This is a genomic window from Luteibacter aegosomatis, assembly GCF_023078455.1.
In the GTDB taxonomy this organism is placed as follows: Bacteria; Pseudomonadota; Gammaproteobacteria; order Xanthomonadales; family Rhodanobacteraceae; genus Luteibacter; species Luteibacter aegosomatis.
In genome coordinates, this window is record NZ_CP095740.1 from 4,027,805 (window position 1) to 4,044,676 (window position 16,872).

General features: G+C 64.7%; 16 protein-coding genes and 1 pseudogene. 8 read left to right on the forward strand and 9 right to left on the reverse strand.

The annotated features are described in order from the left end of the window. Nucleotides 1–3: 3 nt before the first annotated feature. The 3 genes and pseudogenes from L2Y94_RS18095 to L2Y94_RS18105 form a co-directional block, all read left to right on the forward strand. Nucleotides 4–405, forward strand: a complete 402-nt coding sequence (locus L2Y94_RS18095) for a hypothetical protein (protein WP_247370677.1) — start codon at nt 4–6, stop codon at nt 403–405. 88 nt (nt 406–493) lie between these two features. After that, entirely contained in the window at nt 494–1,003 is a 510-nt protein-coding gene (locus L2Y94_RS18100) for a DUF4265 domain-containing protein (protein ID WP_247370680.1), read from the forward strand. Between the two features lie 76 nt (nt 1,004–1,079). Next, nucleotides 1,080–1,262, forward strand: a pseudogene (locus L2Y94_RS18105) (adenosylhomocysteinase); the annotation flags it as partial. A 50-nt stretch (nt 1,263–1,312) separates the two neighbouring features. Here the strand turns inward: L2Y94_RS18105 and L2Y94_RS18110 are convergent. Next, a complete protein-coding gene (locus L2Y94_RS18110; protein WP_247370681.1) occupies nt 1,313–2,116 on the reverse strand; it encodes an alpha/beta fold hydrolase in 804 nt (267 codons plus the stop codon). Between the two features lie 724 nt (nt 2,117–2,840). On the opposite strand from L2Y94_RS18110, the gene L2Y94_RS18115 reads away from it, so the two are divergent. The 5 genes from L2Y94_RS18115 to L2Y94_RS18135 all read left to right on the forward strand — a co-directional run bounded on the left by L2Y94_RS18115 (nt 2,841) and on the right by L2Y94_RS18135 (nt 6,706). Further along, on the forward strand, nt 2,841–3,080 hold the full coding sequence (locus tag L2Y94_RS18115; protein ID WP_247370683.1) for a hypothetical protein: 240 nt from the start codon (nt 2,841–2,843) through the stop codon (nt 3,078–3,080). Nucleotides 3,081–3,720: 640 nt separating this feature from the next. Then, a complete protein-coding gene (gene metF / locus L2Y94_RS18120) occupies nt 3,721–4,548 on the forward strand; it encodes a methylenetetrahydrofolate reductase [NAD(P)H] (protein WP_247370685.1) in 828 nt (275 codons plus the stop codon). 77 nt (nt 4,549–4,625) lie between these two features. Then, on the forward strand, nt 4,626–5,108 hold the full coding sequence (locus tag L2Y94_RS18125; protein ID WP_247370688.1) for a DUF4124 domain-containing protein: 483 nt from the start codon (nt 4,626–4,628) through the stop codon (nt 5,106–5,108). Nucleotides 5,109–5,209: 101 nt separating this feature from the next. Then, nucleotides 5,210–6,127, forward strand: a complete 918-nt coding sequence (locus tag L2Y94_RS18130; RefSeq protein WP_247370689.1) for a branched-chain amino acid transaminase — start codon at nt 5,210–5,212, stop codon at nt 6,125–6,127. A 102-nt stretch (nt 6,128–6,229) separates the two neighbouring features. Continuing rightward, a complete protein-coding gene (locus L2Y94_RS18135) occupies nt 6,230–6,706 on the forward strand; it encodes a DUF2846 domain-containing protein (protein ID WP_247370692.1) in 477 nt (158 codons plus the stop codon). An 86-nt stretch (nt 6,707–6,792) separates the two neighbouring features. On the opposite strand, the gene L2Y94_RS18140 is transcribed toward L2Y94_RS18135, so the two are convergent. The 8 genes from L2Y94_RS18140 to L2Y94_RS18175 form a co-directional block, all read right to left on the reverse strand. Continuing rightward, nucleotides 6,793–7,668: a hypothetical protein gene (locus L2Y94_RS18140; RefSeq protein ID WP_247370695.1), complete on the reverse strand. Its 876-nt coding sequence runs from the start codon at nt 7,666–7,668 to the stop codon at nt 6,793–6,795. 13 nt (nt 7,669–7,681) lie between these two features. Next, on the reverse strand, nt 7,682–9,289 hold the full coding sequence (locus L2Y94_RS18145; protein ID WP_247370697.1) for an esterase-like activity of phytase family protein: 1,608 nt from the start codon (nt 9,287–9,289) through the stop codon (nt 7,682–7,684). Further along, entirely contained in the window at nt 9,289–11,589 is a 2,301-nt protein-coding gene (locus tag L2Y94_RS18150; RefSeq protein ID WP_345780029.1) for a TonB-dependent receptor, read from the reverse strand. Before L2Y94_RS18150 ends, L2Y94_RS18145 begins: the two co-directional genes overlap by 1 nt. A 294-nt stretch (nt 11,590–11,883) precedes the next feature. Continuing rightward, the gene (locus L2Y94_RS18155; RefSeq protein WP_247370702.1) at nt 11,884–13,167 is read right to left on the reverse strand and encodes a sensor histidine kinase; all 1,284 of its coding nucleotides are present in this window, start codon (nt 13,165–13,167) and stop codon (nt 11,884–11,886) included. After that, complete coding sequence (locus tag L2Y94_RS18160) at nt 13,151–13,837, reverse strand: response regulator transcription factor (RefSeq protein WP_144917062.1); 687 nt, start codon at nt 13,835–13,837, stop codon at nt 13,151–13,153. The genes L2Y94_RS18155 and L2Y94_RS18160 overlap by 17 nt, the downstream gene beginning before the upstream one ends. A 196-nt stretch (nt 13,838–14,033) precedes the next feature. Continuing rightward, entirely contained in the window at nt 14,034–14,969 is a 936-nt protein-coding gene (gene rimK / locus L2Y94_RS18165) for a 30S ribosomal protein S6--L-glutamate ligase (protein ID WP_247370704.1), read from the reverse strand. Then, nucleotides 14,966–15,415 (reverse strand): ATP-dependent zinc protease family protein, encoded by a 450-nt coding sequence (locus L2Y94_RS18170; protein ID WP_247370707.1) that lies wholly within the window; start codon nt 15,413–15,415, stop codon nt 14,966–14,968. Before L2Y94_RS18170 ends, rimK begins: the two co-directional genes overlap by 4 nt. A gap of 120 nt (nt 15,416–15,535) precedes the next feature. Then, nucleotides 15,536–16,843 (reverse strand): MFS transporter, encoded by a 1,308-nt coding sequence (locus tag L2Y94_RS18175; RefSeq protein ID WP_247370709.1) that lies wholly within the window; start codon nt 16,841–16,843, stop codon nt 15,536–15,538. Between the last annotated feature and the right edge of the window lie 29 nt (nt 16,844–16,872).

The window sequence follows — 16,872 nt, forward strand, 5'->3', positions numbered from 1 at the left end:
AACATGACCACAAGAACTTCGAAGAATCCAAAAATACTGCCGTTGAGTACCTTAGCCTCCGCTCTGCTCTGCTGCTCACAAACTGGATACTCCAACCAATACAAGGAAATCAGCCTCTCGCAGAAAGTGGAAAACTCCGACTTGGTGCTAATAGCAAAAATTGCCTCCATCAACACAAAATCATGTGTTGAACTAAGCAGCTGTGCATCCGTGCGAGTAAAATCACTGCTCAAAGGCGAGCCACCCAAGGACTTCGAAGTCCTATTTAACGGACCGATCGCGGAAGAGGATCCCTTATGCTGCAAAATCGGCTCGACATACCTTATGTTTTTAAGAAAATTCGAAGATAGATATTATCAATCAACCAATGGCCCATATGGAATTTACCTGATCGAAATTCCATAGATTTCTGCTGTAACAAGAATTATTGATGGACGAGATCAATATCGGACGAAAGTATCCCATCCTTCTACGTTTGCCATGAGGAACCAGATTGGACTGGATCGCTCGCCAAGAAGTAGCTCTCGGCTGTAAATGCATTCCGAAAAATGGAGCCACTCATGAGCGAGTTGAAAAAAGTTTTTTTCGAATCGAGCAGGATGCCGATGGCTACCCTCCGGTGGGTGCTGAGTCGTTGTGGGCAAGGCAAGCGGAACGCGTGGGTGAATACGTCCTCGAGAACATACCATTCTTCAGCACCCATGCGACGTTGGGTGACTTACTCAAAGTCGTCGAGAAAGAAGGCGTGCTCTGGTTCGACGGCTTGATCAAGAAGTCAGGCAATTCACTCATAAGAGTCGTTTTCTTCAATCGCGATGCGCTGGACCCAATCAATCAAGCGTTGATGACGATGGGATGCCTTACCGAGTATTCCAAAGACTTCAATCTATTAGCCACCAGCATCCCCGAAAAGGTAAATCTCACGGAAGTGCAATCTTTCCTCGCCGATCAGGAACACCTTGGTTTCATCGACTATGAAGAGCCCATTCTCCGCCAGGATTAGACTGCGGATGGGAAACATGACAGGCCCCGTCCAAGCATCGGCCCGCTGGGACTCGTCCATGAAATCGAGGAATTCGTGGGCGAACAAGGACAAATACGAGAAGACGGTGTATCGCCTGCCGAAGAAGCTCGACGAGGAAGTGGCCCGCCTGCACCTCGCGCAGATCGGCGTGAAGCTCACCACGCTCACCAAGGAACAGGCCGACTACATCGGCGTGCCGGTGGAAGGGCCGTACAAGCCGGATCATTATCGCTATTGATCGATTGTCTTCGTCGACGAGAAAAAGGCGCCCCGACCGGGCGCCTTTTTTTATGCCCGGACGACCTGACGATTCAGGTAACTCTCGATGAGGGCAGCGAAACGTGCCGGGGCCACCTGCATCGGATAGTGACCGCAGTCGGCCATGACATGCAATTCCGCGTTCGGATGCCAAGATAGAAACGTACGCTTCATGGCGGCCTCGTCGAGCCCGGGATCCTCACTGCCGACGATGACTAGGAAAGGGGTTTCGAGACCTCGCACGTCATCGACGAAGTCCGCGGTGACCAGCATGTCGAGATACCTCGCACGGCAGGCCGGTGCCACCACGCCGCGGTTGTGTCGCACCTTGCTTTCGACCCATTCGTCCGAAAGCCCGCCGGAAACGAATTTGAACAATCGGCCGAGCGCGGCATCGTCATCCACCGTGCTCGCGAAGAAGGCCAGCGCTTCCGGACCAAGGCGATTTCCGGCGGCGGAGATGGGGCACACGGCGATGGCGCTCACGACGCGGGAAGGCGCGTCCGCCACCAGGCGTTGCGAGATCATGCCGGTCATTGAGTGGCCGATGACGTGGAAGCAATCCCATCCGAGACGATCGGCCAGCGTCAGGCAGTCGGCCGCGATTTCTTCGACCGTGTAATCACCCTCGAGATCGATGGACAGGCCGTATCCACGCAGGTCGACGAAGACATAGGTGAGCGTTTGGGTGTCGAGCCACGGGACGATCTCGTCGTAGTTTGAATGATCGCCGAGCCAGTCGTGCATCACCAGGACGTGGATCGGGCCGATGCCGTGGCGCACGTAACCAAGGTGGCTGGTCGATGCCCGATGAGTTTCAGTGAGAACTTTCATGCCGTGATTCCGTTTTGTTGGCGGGAAACAAAACGAAACGCCCTCCCGGCGAACCGGGAGGGCGTTTTGAAAGTGAAGTCATGCTGCCAAGTGAGCGAGCGATAGTCAATAGGATTTACTGGTGGACTGAGAAACAACTCAAGTTGTCTTGTACGTGGAATGTTCGCTTCGTAGGAATCGCCGATACGATCGGCTCCCACCCCCTTCGGTAGCAGGCGACGGCTGATGGGGATGTCAGGCGACTACATACAACACGGACGTGTTTTGGTAGTTTCGTGTCGTTGCCTGCGCCGTGTTTCGAATGCGCTGCACAGGCAACCATCGCTCGATGCGGTGAGAAGCGCGGGCCAGGGGTGGTGAGACACCCGTTGGCCCGCTGACCTAACCAACTTAAGTGGAGTTGATTCGGCTATGTCGAAGTCTAAGGCATTACCTCGCTCGCCGCTTCCCAGTGGCGACACCCTCAACGGTTACCGGGCCGTCTGGCGTTCTTCCAGACACGGTTGACGAACCGCGGCGCCCGCCGTTCGGGCTTGAGATGTTTCTTGCCGTTCTTACCCGGCGCGGTCACGTGCGCCCGTAAGACGCGGGGCGTCGCCTGCTTCCTCGATCAAAATGCTTCCGGCGCCCGGTCACGGGCGGGCCGGTGAGATCTCATGGCCTTGGGCGATGTGTTTCATCGCGGCACGTCGTTGGTGGCGTGCCGCACCTTGGAGGATTTTCGATGGATGAGTGTTTGACGTTCGATGCGGATGCGACGGTGGATGAGCTGTTGAACCGTGCGGCGGAATGGTTGCAGTACGCGCGTGGGGTAACCGATCTGTTGGTGGAATCGATGCAGGAGACGGAGCTACCGGATCGGCAGCGGATGGCGTTGGCCTTGGGTGCGGTGAGTACGTTGACGGCGATGGGAACGCGGTGTGCGATGCGGGCGCATGGGCGGATGCAGTGGGACAAGGTGTAGGTGAGCGTGTCGCTTGCCCGCATGCACCGCACTGGGTTCCTGCGTGCGCAGGAACGACGTGAGGGGGTTATACGCCACGGTCATTCTTGTAGCCCGTCGTTCCTGCGCACGCAGGAACCCAGCGCCTCTCGTCCGAGGGGGCGACAACGTCCCATCGGCTTTTGATCGTAGCGCTGCAAACGTACCGCACGCTCGAATCGCCGACGAAGTCGGCTCCCACGCCATCACCGACTCGCACGAAACGGCACCGTCGAAAGAGACCTGGCCGCAGTAGGCGTCCGAGGACCTCGGGACGGAAGAGACCCCGCAGGGGCGACGGTCAGGATGACCGTCGTTTTCCGCCGAGCCATGGATGGCGAGTCGGAACATCCCGCGTAGAGGTCCGTGCCCCGAAAGGGACGGGCGACGTGCGGCCGACAGGGCGCGCGGTCGGGACGACCGCCTCGGTCCGCATCGCTTTTCGCGCCAAAGGCGCGTGGATGCATGTAGCGAATGAACCGATGGCAGGGCGACGCGATAACCGATAACCGATAACCGAGGCGCTGGATTCCTGCGGTCGCAGGAATGACGGTGAGGGATAGCCATCTTTCCATCTGGATGGAAAGATATATACTTCGGGCAACCACGCCGAGACGACCGCATGCCCGCCATCAGCTTCGAGTTCTTCCCGCCCAAGACCGACGAACAGCGCGACCAGCTCGACAAGGCCGCCGAGCGGCTCAAGGCCCATGCGCCGGACTACGTCTCGGTTACCTTCGGCGCGGGCGGCTCCACGCTGAGCTACACGGGCGAAACGGTGAAGCGGCTGCGCAACGAGCACGGGCTGTCGGTGGCGCCCCATCTCTCCTGCATGGGCGGCACCAAGGCCGAGATCCGCGCCCTGCTCGACGAATACCGCGATCGCGGCTGCCGCCGCATCGTGGCGCTGCGCGGCGACCTGCCCTCGGGCATGGCCACGCCCGGCGACTTCCGCTACGCGGCGGAGCTGGTGGCCTACATCCGCGAGCACAGCGGCGACCACTTCCATATCGAAGTGGCCGCCTATCCGGAAACCCATCCCCAGGCGGAGAACGCGCTGGCCGACCTGCGTCATTTCAAGGCCAAGTGCGATGCGGGCGCCAACGGCGCCATCACCCAGTACTTCTTCAATCCCGACGCCTATTTCCGCTTCGTCGACGACGTGACCAAGCTCGGCGTGGACCTGCCGATCGTGCCGGGCATCATGCCGATCGCCAATTTCAGCCAGTTGCGCCGCTTCTCGGACCAGTGCGGCGCCGAAATCCCCCGCTGGATCGTCAAGCGCATGCAGGCCCACGGCGACGACGCGGCCTCCATCCGCGAACTCGGCGCCGACGTGGTGGCCGAGCTTTGCCGCCGCCTGCTCGACGGCGGCGCCCCGGGCCTGCACTTCTATACGATCAACCGCGCCCGGGCGACGATCTCGGTGCTGGAACGCCTTGCCTCCTGACTGTGCGCGCCATCACCTCGCGAACGCGGATTTACCCGGATGATGGCGCTTCGCTCCCTTAGCTTCCGTGCCACCGCTTGAAACGCGCCATCCTCTTCCTCCTGCTTCTCGCGCCGCTCCCCGCCCTGGCCCAGAACGTCATCCACCGATGCGTCGGCGCGGACGGCAACCCGGTCTATAGCGACCAGCCCTGCTCGGCCGTCGGGGCCACCTCCATCGCGCCGCCGCCGACGTCGACCACGGCGGCACCCGGTGCGCCCACCACCGGCATGCTCTGCGCCAAAGACCTCGGCGAGCTGCGTGAGGGCCTGGCGCGCGCCTTCGCCACGCACGACGCCAACCGCGTGGGCGCTCTCGTACTGTGGAGCGGCTACGGCAGCAACGGCGCCGTGGACAGCATCCAGCGCCTCGGCGCCCTGGTGAAGCAACCCCTGCTTTCGCTGCAGGGCGACGAAAGCGCGGGCCTCGAAGTGGTCACCGGCCGCACCGGCCAGACGCAACAGGCCCATTTCGGCGTCACCCGCGAATCGGGCTGCCTCTGGCTGCGGCCTCCGGCCTGACCGCCTGCCGCCTCCATCCGGCCCCGTTCTGACGCGACGCGCCATGTGACCGGTCGGGGCAACCGTTATCATGGGCGGTCTTTTGTGGAGCCCTCCCCCCCATGTCGCAGAACTACCCCGAATGGATCTGGCAGAACGGCCAGATCAAGCACTGGCGCGATGCCACCGTCCACGTGATGGCGCACGCCCTGCATTACGGCTCCTCGGTCTTCGAGGGCATCCGCAGCTACGAGACGCCTGACGGCGCGGCGATCTTCCGCCTCACCGATCACCTCAAGCGCCTCTACCTGTCGGCGAAGATCTACGACATGGACATCGGCTACTCCATCGATGAGCTGGCCGAGGCCTGCCGTGAGGTGGTGAAGAAGAACGGCCTGAAGGCCGCCTACCTGCGCCCGGTGTCGTTCCGCGACCTCGGCGGCTTCGGTCTCTCGGCCGAGTGCCCCATCAGCACGGCCGTGGCCGCGTGGCACATGGGCCCCTATCTCGGACCCGAGGCGCTGGAAAACGGCATCGACGCCTGCGTGTCGAGCTGGCAGCGTTTCGCGCCCAACACCATCCCGGCCGGCGCCAAGGCCGGCGGCAATTACCTCTCGGGCCAGCTCATCGCCCGCGAGGCGCGCCGCCTCGGCTTCGGCGAGGGCATCGCGCTGGCTTCCACGGGCCTCCTGAGCGAAGGCGCGGGCGAGAACCTGTTCCTCGTGTTCGACGGCGCCCTGCACACCACGCCGGCCAGCGCCTCGATCCTCACCGGCATCACGCGCCACACGCTCATCACGCTGGCCCGCGAAGAAGGCATCGAAGTGATCGAGCGCGACCTGCCGCGCGAATACCTCTACCTCGCCGACGAGATCCTGATGTGCGGCACCGCCGCCGAAGTCACCCCGATCCGCTCGGTGGACGGCAAGACCATCGGCACCGGCAAGGCCGGTCCGGTGACGCGCCGTCTGCAGGAGCTGTTCTTCGGGTTGTTCACCGGCAAGACGCCGGATCGCTGGGGCTGGCTCGAGCCGGTCTAATCCCTTCGCCATATTCCTCTGTGCGACCGGCGCATCCCACGATAGGATGCGCCGGCCAGGGAGCAAGCCAAATCCGGACTGGCTATCACACAGGGGAAAAACATGAAGTTCACGCATCTCGCCGCCGCGGCCATCGCCGTGGCGTGCCTCGTCAGTGGCTGCGCCAGCGTCAACAAGGCCAGCACCGCCGCCAACGCGCAAGCCAAGACCTTCGCGCCGATCACCGACAAGGCGGTGGTCTATGTCTATCGCGACGAAATCATGGGCAGCGCCATCAAGATGGGTGTCGACGTCGATGGCGTCATGGCCGGTGAAACCGGACCCAAATCGTTCCTGCGTCTCGCACTCGCACCGGGCAAGCATGTGATCACGTCACATGCCGAGAAGAACACTTCCCTCGACCTGGACACGAAGGCGGGGCAGTCGTACTACGTGTGGCAGGAAGTGAAGATGGGCGTGTGGACGGCTCGCTCGACGCTGCACCTGATGTCGACGGCCGATGGCCAGAAGGGCGTGCGCTCGTGCGACCTGCTGGAAACGTCTGCGCCGTCGATGCGCGTGGGCGCTTCGGCACCTTGATGCTCCATCGCGGACAGGGTCCGCTCCCACCCTTCGGTAGCGGGCTTTCTACCAGAGGGTGGGAGCGGACCCTGTCCGCGATGCTTTTAGTTGCAGAAGCCGTTCGGATAGCTCGACGAACGGTAGGCGTATAGCCAGGTCGTCTTGCCGCCGTCGTTGGCGAGGTTCCAGCCGTTGCCGATGGAACCCAGTGCCTGGTTGAGCACCTGCGAACGCTGCAGCACCGGCGTGGTGAAGTACTTGTCGTCGTCGGCTTCGACGCGGAACGACAGCTCGGCGAGCGCCGGCGTAGTGGCGCCGTCGACGTACCACAGGGTGAGCGTGAATTCCGCCACCGACTGGCCGATGTCGGACTCGGGGCCGTCGTATTCCTGCTGCGTCACCGTGACGCCCGCCACCTTCGACAGCGAGGCGCTGGAGATGTCCGACAATGCCGACGCGCCGGGGAACTGCTTGACGAGGTCGGCCACGGTGGCCGGCGTGGTCGTCGCGTCCTGGCTGGTCGAGTGCGCCAGCACGAGGTTGCCCGGCGTCACGTCCGTTTCCAGCTTGGTTTTCTGGTTCTTGCCCGCGCCGGTGACGTCCGTCCAGTACGAGAGCTCTTCGTCGGGATGGCGGAACTTGAACTGGATGTCGTTGTGGTCGCCGGCGCGCGTGCGCACCGAGTAACCGCGCGCCATCAACTGGCAGGTGTGCGGCGTGTCGATGTAGGTGAGCGTATCGCGATCGCCCGCGCTGAAATTGCCGGTCACCGTCTTGTCGAACTTCAGCGCCGTGAGCCGCGTACCGAGGTCGTGCAGCAACGTGGCGGCGGCCGACGAGGGGTTGCTCGCGAAGCGCGAGGGATCGAGCAGGGCCTTGTATTCCTTGCTGTCGACGTAGGCCGGGGAATTGGCCTGGGCGGTCGCGGCGCCGAGCAGCAGCGACGCGGTGAGGAGCGAAAGCAACGTACGTTTCATCATGCGCTTGGCACCTTCAGTGGTTGGGAGCGGTGGTGGAACGAAATCCCGGCAGGGTGAGCCGGTAGACGAGTACGCGGTTGTCGTTGTCGATCGGTGAATCGCAGCGCTGTCCATCCATGACGCAATGCTTTGCGATGAAGTCGTTGTCGTTGCCGACCAGCAGGAAGACGTCGTCCGGGTGCGCGGGGTCGAGGGCGGGCACGAGGTCCATCGCCTCCCATTTCTCGGAAATCTGCGCCCTGCCCTCGCCCACCGTCAGGCCGAGTCCCGCGCGGGCCAGATCGTCGGGGTCGAGCAGGTTGACGAAGGGCTTCGACGATGCGGCATGGATGTCGTCCCGCAGGCGCTTTCCGTCGAGCACGGAACGGGTAGCGTTCTCGTAGGGCGTACCCGCCAGGTTCGTGGCGCCATCGATGTCCACCAGAATCACCTGCTTGAAGACGATGGGCTTGCCACCTTCCGCGCCCCAGCCGGCGCCGTCGCGCGCCAGCATGAGGAAACGATGGTCGTCGAGTACGCGGATTTCGCTCTGGGCGGCTGTCTTGTCCGGTGTGCCGCCATCGCCGCTCGCGGTGTAGGAAGGCAGCTCGACCACGTAATGGCCGATCGGCGTCGAGGGCGTGTCGTCGTGGCTCACGTCGTAGACGAGCACGCGGGTCAGCGTGCGGCCCGACGCGCCGCCGGGCAGGCTGTCCTGCACGAGCGCGCTCTGCAACGCCACGAAGAGGCGCGTGCCGTCGGGCGAGAGGGCCATGCCTTCCACGCCCTGGTTGTTGCGGCGGCCGGTGGCGGGTGGCTTCAGCGAGGTGAAGTCGGGCTTGCCGTCCTTATCGAGCGGACGGATGGCTCTCGGCGGCACGATGATGCCGGTGAGTTTGCCGGAGCGATCGAAGCGGTAGACATTCGCGGCGTATTCGTCGCCGACGTAGAAACCGCCATCGCGCGTGAACTGGAGGGATTCGGCGTCGAGGGAAATCTTGCCGGCACCGATGCCCTTGGCCGGGGCCGGAAGAACGATGCCGTGTTCGGTGAGGATGCCCTTGGCGGGTTCGGCGCCGGTGAAGGGCTTGCCGTTGAAGTCTTTGAGTGTTTTTCCGCCGTACGGCATGACCGTCACCGTCCCGACGCTGCGCGCCGGGTTCGCCGATACGATCGGCTCCCACCCCTTCGGTAGCGACGCCTCCGCGTCCCTGGCAGCCTTGCTACCGGAGGGGTGGGAGCCGACCGCGTCGGCGAATCCCGATCGCGGAAGCGCCACGGTGATGCGAAAGCGATGCATCCGTCCGCGATAATCGTAGAACAGCGCATGCTCCGGATCGTTGCGCCCACGGTCTGGCAACGTCCACACCACACCCGTATACCTATCGCCTTCGCGCCTCCACGTCCCCGGCTCGATCTGCAACGACGAGAACGAGCCCAACGTGTCGCCCAGGAAGTCCACCGTCCCCGCCGGCAGCGAGCCGGCGGCCACAAGGCCTTGGTCGACGTAGGTCACGCCACCGTCCTCGATGCTCCGCGGCAACGGCGCGGTGGCGATGTCCGGCTTGCGCACCTCGAGGGACTGCGCCGCGACGCTTCCGATCAGGCACGTGGCGATCAGTCCCGCGAGGTGCACGCGCATCAGAAGCGCACGTCCAGGTTCGCGAAGTACTGGCGCGGCGCCGACGCATGGAACACGTAGGCCGTGCCCTTCGGATCGCTCGGGACGAACGCGCTGGAGTCGAAGTTGCTGGCGTAGCGCTTGTCGCCGAGGTTGGTCACGTTGAACGTGAGGCGGACGTCCTTCGCCACCGAGAATGCGCCGAAGTCGTAACCCGCCGAGAGATCCCACGTCGTGAAGCCGCCGAACCCCTGGTCGTTGGTGTAGGTGTAGAAACGCTTGCCGGTGTACTTGCCGCGCAGCGAAGCGAACCATGCGCCCTGGGTCCAGTCGATCTGCGTCGAGAAGAGCTTCGTCGGCGTATCGGTCTGGATCTTGCCCTTGGTGTGCTGCACCACGCCGGCCTGCACATAGTCGCTGGCGTAGGTGGAGCGGTTGTACGAGGCGGAGTTGTACCAGCGGATGCTCTCGATCGGCGTCCACACGAAGGTGAGTTCCACGCCGTGGCTGTCCACGCCGCCCACGTTGTAGAAGCGGTTACCGCAGGAGGGACCCACGGGCTGGCGCGAATCGCAGGGGTTGTACTGCAGCAGGCGATTGTCGAAACGCACGTTGTACACGGCGGCCGACGCGGCGATGTCCCCGGTTTCGATACGGTAACCGGCCTCGAGGCTGCGCGACTTCTCGGGCTTGAGCGAGGGCTGCGAATCCCAGGTGGCCTGGCTGACGGCCTGCGGGCCCAATTTGAAACCACCCTGGAACATGGCGATGTTCTTGGCGAAGCTGGTGAACACTTCCTGTTCGTTGTCGATCCTGTAGCGCACGCCGAACTGCGGTAGCAGGGCCTTGCTGGCACTGAGTTTCCCGCTGGCGAACTGGTTGTTCGAGTTGGCGGGGATCGGCTTCACGGCATCCCCGGGCAGCGCCTGGGCCTGCGAGGTGACGTGCGGGCTCTTCACGCCCACGTCCACGGTGAGGCGATCGTCGAGGAAACGGATCGTATCCTGCACATAGGCCTGGCGCGTGTTCCATACCGTGCGCTGGTCGAACACACCGAGGTCCGGCTGCGTGTCGATGGAACCGCTGAGGTCGCGCGGGCCGGTCACGTAGCTGCTGTATCGCGAGGCGCTGGAGATGTTGTGCTCGTACCAGACGCCGCCTTCGATATGCTGGTTATCGATGTCCCAACCGGCCGACAACAGCGCACCCGTGCGGTTGATGGTGTAGAGCGTGTTGCGGAAGATGAGCGGCAGTTGCTGCGGCGTGCCCGGGTACGAGTACGTACCGCTGTTCCAGTTGTGGCCCTCGCCCGCGTCTTCGTGATGGTAGACCTGCGCGTGGATCGTCACGGTGTCGCTGGGGAAGAAATCGCCGGCGAGGTAATACAGGTCGTCGCTACGCAGGATCTGGCCCGCGGTGAACGCGCCGTCGGCGTCCTGGTCGGGGCCGCTCTTGTCGCAGAGCTTCGCGTTGAACGTACCGCTGTTGCAGTAGGCGCGGGACAGGGCCTTGTTCCAGTCGGGCGCGTACCCGCCCCAGTCCCAGCCGAGGCCCCGCCTGAGTTCGTCCTTCGACAGATAGAAATAATCGGCCTGCGACGTGCGCGAGGTATCGGCGAACGCGGTGATGCGCGCCCAGTCGGCATCCCACACGGCCTTGCCGTTGAACTGCTTGGTGGTCGATTTGCCGTAAGCGTCTTGATCGTTGAAGAGGCCGGACGTGGTACGCGCGCCCGAGAGGTACATCGAAAAACCGTGGTACGTACCCGTGTCGAAGCGGGCATAGGTGCGGCGGTTGTCGTCGCTGCCGACGGTCTGCGTCACCCGCCCGCCCATCGTCTTCAACGGATCGTTGGACGTGTAGGCGACGGTGCCGCCGAGGTTGCTCGTGGACGGCGTGCCGAGGTTGCCGATGCCCTCGGAGAGCTCGGCACCACCGAAGTTCTCGGAAATCAGGGCGCGGTTGATCGAGAGGCCGTTGTAGTTGTTGTAGGCGCTGTCGCCGAGCGGCATGCCGTCCAGCGTGTAACCCAGGCGCGTGCCGCTGAAGCCACGCAGGCTCAGCGTCATCGACTGCTCGTTGGTGCCCAGGGCATCCACGGACTGCGCATTCACGCCCGGCAGCAGGTTGAGCACCTTCTGCAGGCTGGTACCCGGCGGGAGCACCTTCTGGTCGGCTGTGCGCAAGCGCTGCACCTGGCGGGTCTCGCCGGTGCCGATTACCGAGACGGCATCGAGATCCTGGGCCTTGTCGCGGTTGGCGGCGGCATCGGCGGGATGGGTGTCGGTATCCGTCGCGTGGGCGGACGGAGCGAGGGCCATGCCGAGGGCGATGGCCAGAACGGTGGGCTTGAACACGGAAAGGCGTCCTTACGTTCATGAACGCATGGCGGCGGGCCTCCCCTGAGTCCGCCCATCACGCGTTACGGAAACGCCGCATGGTCGGCCGTCCAAATGAAAGCTTCATGACAGTGCAGATGACAGACGCGTGGACGTACCCACGCATTGCGATGACATGCATGCCGTCGCGACCTGGTTTCGCCGATACGATCGCCCCCCCCTTCGGCAGGAAGCCGGCTACCGAAGGGGTGGGAGCCGATCGTATCGGCGAATGGCCTAGCGGAAATCGATGGTGGAAATGGCGCCGGCCATCTCCGGACGCGGCCGCAGCGACACGTCCCAGTCGTACAGCTCGCACAGGCGCCGCACGATGGCCAGGCCCAGGCCCGCGCCGCCGCCCGTGGCGCTTTCGCCACGGATGCCACGCTGAAACAGCTTCTCGGCATCTTCCGGCTTGATGCCGGGACCCGTGTCGATCACGTCCACGCGGCCGTCGAGCACGCGTACCGTGACCTTGCCTTCCATCGTGTACTTGATGGCGTTGCCGATGAGATTGGTGAGCGCCACGGAAAGCACCGACGCCGGGGCGTTCACCGTGACCGTGCCGTCGGAGATCAGTTCGATCTCGATCGGTTTGCCGCCCATCTGCGGACGCTGGCTCTCGATGACATCGGACGCGACCTTGGCCACGTCGGTGGTTTCGCCACGCGTGGGGCCGCGACGCTCCGCGCGCGACAGCAGCAGCAAGGCCTCGATCAGTTCCGTGGCCTGACGCGACGCACGCTCGATGCGCTTCAGGCGCTCGCGCAGCTTGTCGGTGAGGTCGGGCGAGCCCTGCAACAGCTCCGTGGTGCTGGCGATCACCGCCAGCGGCGTGCGCAACTCGTGGCTCACGTCCGAATTGAACTCGCGATCGCGCTCCACCACCGAGGTGAGCCGCATGGCGTATTCGTCGAGCGCCACCGCCAGTTCGCCCACCTCGTCGTCGGCGAAGTGCGGGGCCAGCGGTTCGGCCTTGCCCATGCGGCGGAAGTCGCGCAGGCGCCGGGCGAGATCGGTCACCGGACGCAGCACCCGCGAGGACAGCCACACGCCGAGCACGATGGAGAACAGACCGAAAAGGAACACCGCCGCGATGACGCTGGTGAGCAGCTGCCGCTTGCCCAGTTCGTCGCGCGACACGTCGAACTGCAGGAAGCTGATGATGCCGCCCTCGTGCCTCACCGCCACCTTGTAATGGCGGCTCTTGCCCTCGCGGTCGGTCTCGTAGATGTCGTGCACGCCCGAGTCGAGGGGCTGCCACGCCAGCGGCGCCCGGTAGAGCGTGCGGTCGCTGAAGGTGGCCGCCTTCAGGATGTCGAACTGCGGCGCCTCCTGCGGATGCGTGCGCACCTTTTCGTTGAGAGCGTCGACTTCGTCCTGGAGGGCGGAGTTGATCAGCTGCTCTTCGACCCGCGAGCGGATGTTGATGGCCGCATAGGCGAAAAGCGCGCTCAGCCCGATGCCGAACAGCGTGAAGGTGACGACGAGGCGGAAACGGAGCTTACGTCGGGACCGCATCCGGGTCGACCATGCGGTATCCGATACCGTGACGCGTATGGATCAGGGGTTTGTCGAAGGGCTTGTCGATGGCGGCGCGCAGGCCATGGATGTGTACGCGCAGCGAATCGGAGTCGGGCAGCTCTTCGCCCCACACGCGCTGTTCGAGGTCTTGCCGGGTGACGACCGACGGGCTCGCCTCCATGAGCGCCTGAAGCAACTTCAGGCCGATCGGGTTGAGCTGGATGCTCTTGCCCTCGCGGGTGACGGTGAGGGTATCGAGGTTGTACGTGAGGCCGCCGACCTTGAGCACGCGGCTCTGCGGGCCCTTGCCGCGACGGGCCAGCACTTCCAGGCGCGCGGCGAGCTCCTGCAGCGCGAAGGGCTTGGTCATGTAGTCGTCGGCGCCGGACTCGAAGCCGGTGAGCTTGTGGTCGAGCGAGTCGCGCGCGGTGAGCATGAGCACGGGGGTCTGCTTGTGGGCCTCGTGGCGGAGCTTCTTCGCCACGTCGAGGCCGTCCATGCCCGGCAGGGTGAGGTCGAGCACGATCACGTCGAAATCGTGGACCACGGCCAGGTGCAGGCCCGTGACCCCGTCGCCGGCGAAATCGACCACGTGGCCGCGATCCTCGAGGTAATCCCCGATGTTGGTCGCGATGTCGCTGTTGTCTTCGATGACCAGAACGCGCATTCGGCACTCCGTTGAGCGGTCGCTTATGAGTCTTAACAAGTATCGCGACCCGAAGCTTAACGGGGAACGCGTGAGCCGGACAGGGAGCAAAAGAAAGGCCCGGGCGGGATGACCGCCCGGGCCGAAAGAACTACTGCCCCGATACCGTCACCCCGCTGAGCGGAATCACAGTGGATCCTTTATAGGGGACCGGCGTTTAAATCGCCGTTAATCCCTTGGGAGACTTGGCCTTGCGGGCCTTCGGCGTAATCGGGCGTTCAGCCAGGCGGCGCTCGCAGTGGGCGATGATGGCTCCCGCCACGTCCACGCCGGTGCTGGCTTCGATGCCTTCCAGGCCCGGGGAGGCGTTCACCTCCAGCAGCAGCGGACCGCGGCCGGAGCGCAGCAGGTCGACGCCGGCCACTTCCAGGCCCAGGGCCGAGGCCGCCTCGATGGCCACGCGGCGCTCGTCGGCCGACAGCTCCACCGCCTCGGCCGTGCCGCCCCGGTGCAGGTTGGCGCGGAACTCGCCGGGAGCCGAGGAACGCTGCATGGAAGCCACCACCTCGCCGCCCACCACGAAGCAGCGCAGGTCGCTGCCGTTGGCCTCGCGGATGAATTCCTGAACGAGGAAATTGGCATAGAGGCCGCGGAAGGCCTCGATCACGCTCTTGGAGGCCGAGCGCTTTTCGGCCAGCACCACCCCCGCGCCCTGGGTGCCTTCGTTGAGCTTGATGATGTGTGGCGGCTCGCCGAGCATGGCGAGCAGGTCGGTGGTGTCGTCCGGGTTGTCGCCGAAGGCGGTCAGCGGCATGTCGATGCCGCGCGCGGCGAGCAATTGCAGGCAGCGCAACTTGTCGCGGGCGCGCAGCACCGCGTCGGATGGATTCGGCGTGTAGACGCCCATCAGCTCGAGCTGGCGCAGCACGGCGGTGCCGTAGAAGGTGCTCGAGGCGCCGATGCGCGGGATCACGCAATCCACCGGGCCCAGCGGCCTGCCCTTGAAATGGATGGCGAACGACTGCGGCGCGATGCTCATGTAGCAACGCAGCGGGTCGAGCACGCGCACGGTGTGCTTGCGCCGGCGCGCCGCCTCCACCAGCCGCTGCGTGGAGTACAGCCGTGCGTTGCGCGACAGGATGGCGATTTTCATGTGGGTTCCCGAGAGGCGCGTCGTGGCGTCTGCGAGTAGGAAAGCGAGGGATCGACCTGGAAGCGCCCATGGAGCGCCGTCCGGCCGAGTAGGAGGGGAAAGAGCATGTGGCGGCGGTCGGTCAGGTTCACCTCGGCGATGAAGCGCTGGCCGGCCAGTTCGATATCGGCCTGGATGAACCATCGCTCGGTGCTGTGACCGCCCGAATCGGTGACCGTTCGCCGCCCGGTGGCCCGGGCCTCGCACGGTTCGGAGATGCCGCCCCTGCGGGTGGTGCGCACCTGGAAGCGCAACCACGTGCCGTCGTCGCGCTCGTCCGCCTCCAGCCATTCGACGTGCAGCGACGATGAGCGCGCGCCCGTGTCGAGCTTGGCCTTGAGGACGGGGATGCCGAGCGACGGCAGAGCGAGCCGTTCGCGCCAGCCGAGGGTGATGACGTCAGTCATGGGGTCTGGAGCGAGCGGGTGGGGAAAGACGGCGCAAGGATGCCCAAGCCCGGGACCTGAAGCAACAGCGCCGCGCGGCCACCGGGGCCGTCGCCGTCACACCGGTGAAACGCCGGTGAATTAGCGGTCGTGAACCGGTCGGCGACTTACCAGCATGTAACAACCCGAGGCGACGCCCACCAAGGACACCAGCCCGACGTAATGCGCCGGGCCCAGGCTCCCCTGCCCCTTGGCGAGCAGGCCCACCACCACGGGCGTGGCCGCGCCGCAGATCGCGTAGGCCACGTTGTACGACAGCGAAATCCCGGAGAAACGGATGGCCGGCGGAAAGGTGGTGACCAGCACGGCCGGCACCACGCCGGCCACGCCCGAGAAGAACCCGGCCAAGGCGTAGAGGACGAACAGGTGCCCGCCGCCGCCGCGAAGATCGAGGTACAACGCGTAGGTCGACGCGGCCAGGCCGATGGAACCGACCAGCATGGCCTTTGCCCGCCCCACCGCATCCACCAGCAAGCCGCCGCCGAAGCAGCCGAAGCACAGGGCCAGCGCGGCGATGCTGCCGCCGGCGAAGGCGCGCGACTGCTCCACGTGGAAGGTCGTCTGCATCAGGGTCGGCGTCATGAGGATCACCACCACGATGGCGGCGGTGAGCACCCAGGTGACCACCATCGAGAGCAGCACGCCCGGCAGGTGATCGCGCACCACCACCCACGCGGGCAGTTCGGCGGTGATCTCGCGACGCTCGCGCATGCGGGCGAACACGGGCGTTTCGCTCAGCCAGCGGCGCAGGTAGACGGCGAAGAAACCGAACACGCCGCCGACGAGAAAGGCGATGCGCCAGCCGTGGTCGAGCATCTGTGCCTCGGAGAGGTGACTGCTCAGGCCCGCGGCCACCAGCGAACCGATCAGGATGCCCGCCGTGAGGCCCGAGGTGAGGCTCGCGCAGGCCAGGCCGACGCGGCGCGGCGGCACGTGTTCGGCCACGAACACCCAGGCGCCCGGGATCTCGCCGCCGATGGCGATGCCCTGCACCACGCGCAGCAGGGTGAGCAGCACGGGTGCCATGAGGCCGATGCTCGCGTAGGTGGGCAGCAGGCCGATGAGCAGCGTCGGCACCGCCATGAGGAACACGCTCAAGGTGAACATGCGCTTGCGGCCGACGCGATCGCCGAAGTGCGCCATCACGACGCCGCCCAGCGGCCGCGCGAGGTAACCCACCGCGAAGATGCCGAAGGCCTGCAACTGGGCCAGGAAATCCGAGGTGCCGGGCGGGAAGAACAGGTGGCCGAGTACCTTCGCGAAGTACGCGAAGATCACGAAATCGTAGAACTCGAGGGCACCGCCGAGGGCGGAAAGAACCAGGGTCTTGGCATCGCCGCGACCGAGGGGACGGTGGTCGGCGAGACGGTTATCGGTGATGGCGCTCATGCGGCTATCGATGGCCTTTGGAGTGACGG

Bases quoted from the DNA above. Each gene is read 5' to 3' on its own strand.
- L2Y94_RS18095 (WP_247370677.1), top strand. From the start codon at position 4: ATGACCACAAGAACTTCGAAGAATCCAAAAATACTGCCGTTGAGTACC.
- L2Y94_RS18110 (WP_247370681.1), bottom strand. From the start codon at position 2,116: ATGAAAGTTCTCACTGAAACTCATCGGGCATCGACCAGCCACCTTGGT.
- L2Y94_RS18115 (WP_247370683.1), top strand. From the start codon at position 2,841: ATGGATGAGTGTTTGACGTTCGATGCGGATGCGACGGTGGATGAGCTG.
- metF (WP_247370685.1), top strand. From the start codon at position 3,721: ATGCCCGCCATCAGCTTCGAGTTCTTCCCGCCCAAGACCGACGAACAG.
- L2Y94_RS18130 (WP_247370689.1), top strand. From the start codon at position 5,210: ATGTCGCAGAACTACCCCGAATGGATCTGGCAGAACGGCCAGATCAAG.
- L2Y94_RS18135 (WP_247370692.1), top strand. From the start codon at position 6,230: ATGAAGTTCACGCATCTCGCCGCCGCGGCCATCGCCGTGGCGTGCCTC.
- L2Y94_RS18140 (WP_247370695.1), bottom strand. From the start codon at position 7,668: ATGATGAAACGTACGTTGCTTTCGCTCCTCACCGCGTCGCTGCTGCTC.
- L2Y94_RS18145 (WP_247370697.1), bottom strand. From the start codon at position 9,289: ATGCGCGTGCACCTCGCGGGACTGATCGCCACGTGCCTGATCGGAAGC.
- L2Y94_RS18150 (WP_345780029.1), bottom strand. From the start codon at position 11,589: ATGGCCCTCGCTCCGTCCGCCCACGCGACGGATACCGACACCCATCCC.
- L2Y94_RS18155 (WP_247370702.1), bottom strand. From the start codon at position 13,167: ATGCGGTCCCGACGTAAGCTCCGTTTCCGCCTCGTCGTCACCTTCACG.
- L2Y94_RS18160 (WP_144917062.1), bottom strand. From the start codon at position 13,837: ATGCGCGTTCTGGTCATCGAAGACAACAGCGACATCGCGACCAACATC.
- rimK (WP_247370704.1), bottom strand. From the start codon at position 14,969: ATGAAAATCGCCATCCTGTCGCGCAACGCACGGCTGTACTCCACGCAG.
- L2Y94_RS18170 (WP_247370707.1), bottom strand. From the start codon at position 15,415: ATGACTGACGTCATCACCCTCGGCTGGCGCGAACGGCTCGCTCTGCCG.
- L2Y94_RS18175 (WP_247370709.1), bottom strand. From the start codon at position 16,843: ATGAGCGCCATCACCGATAACCGTCTCGCCGACCACCGTCCCCTCGGT.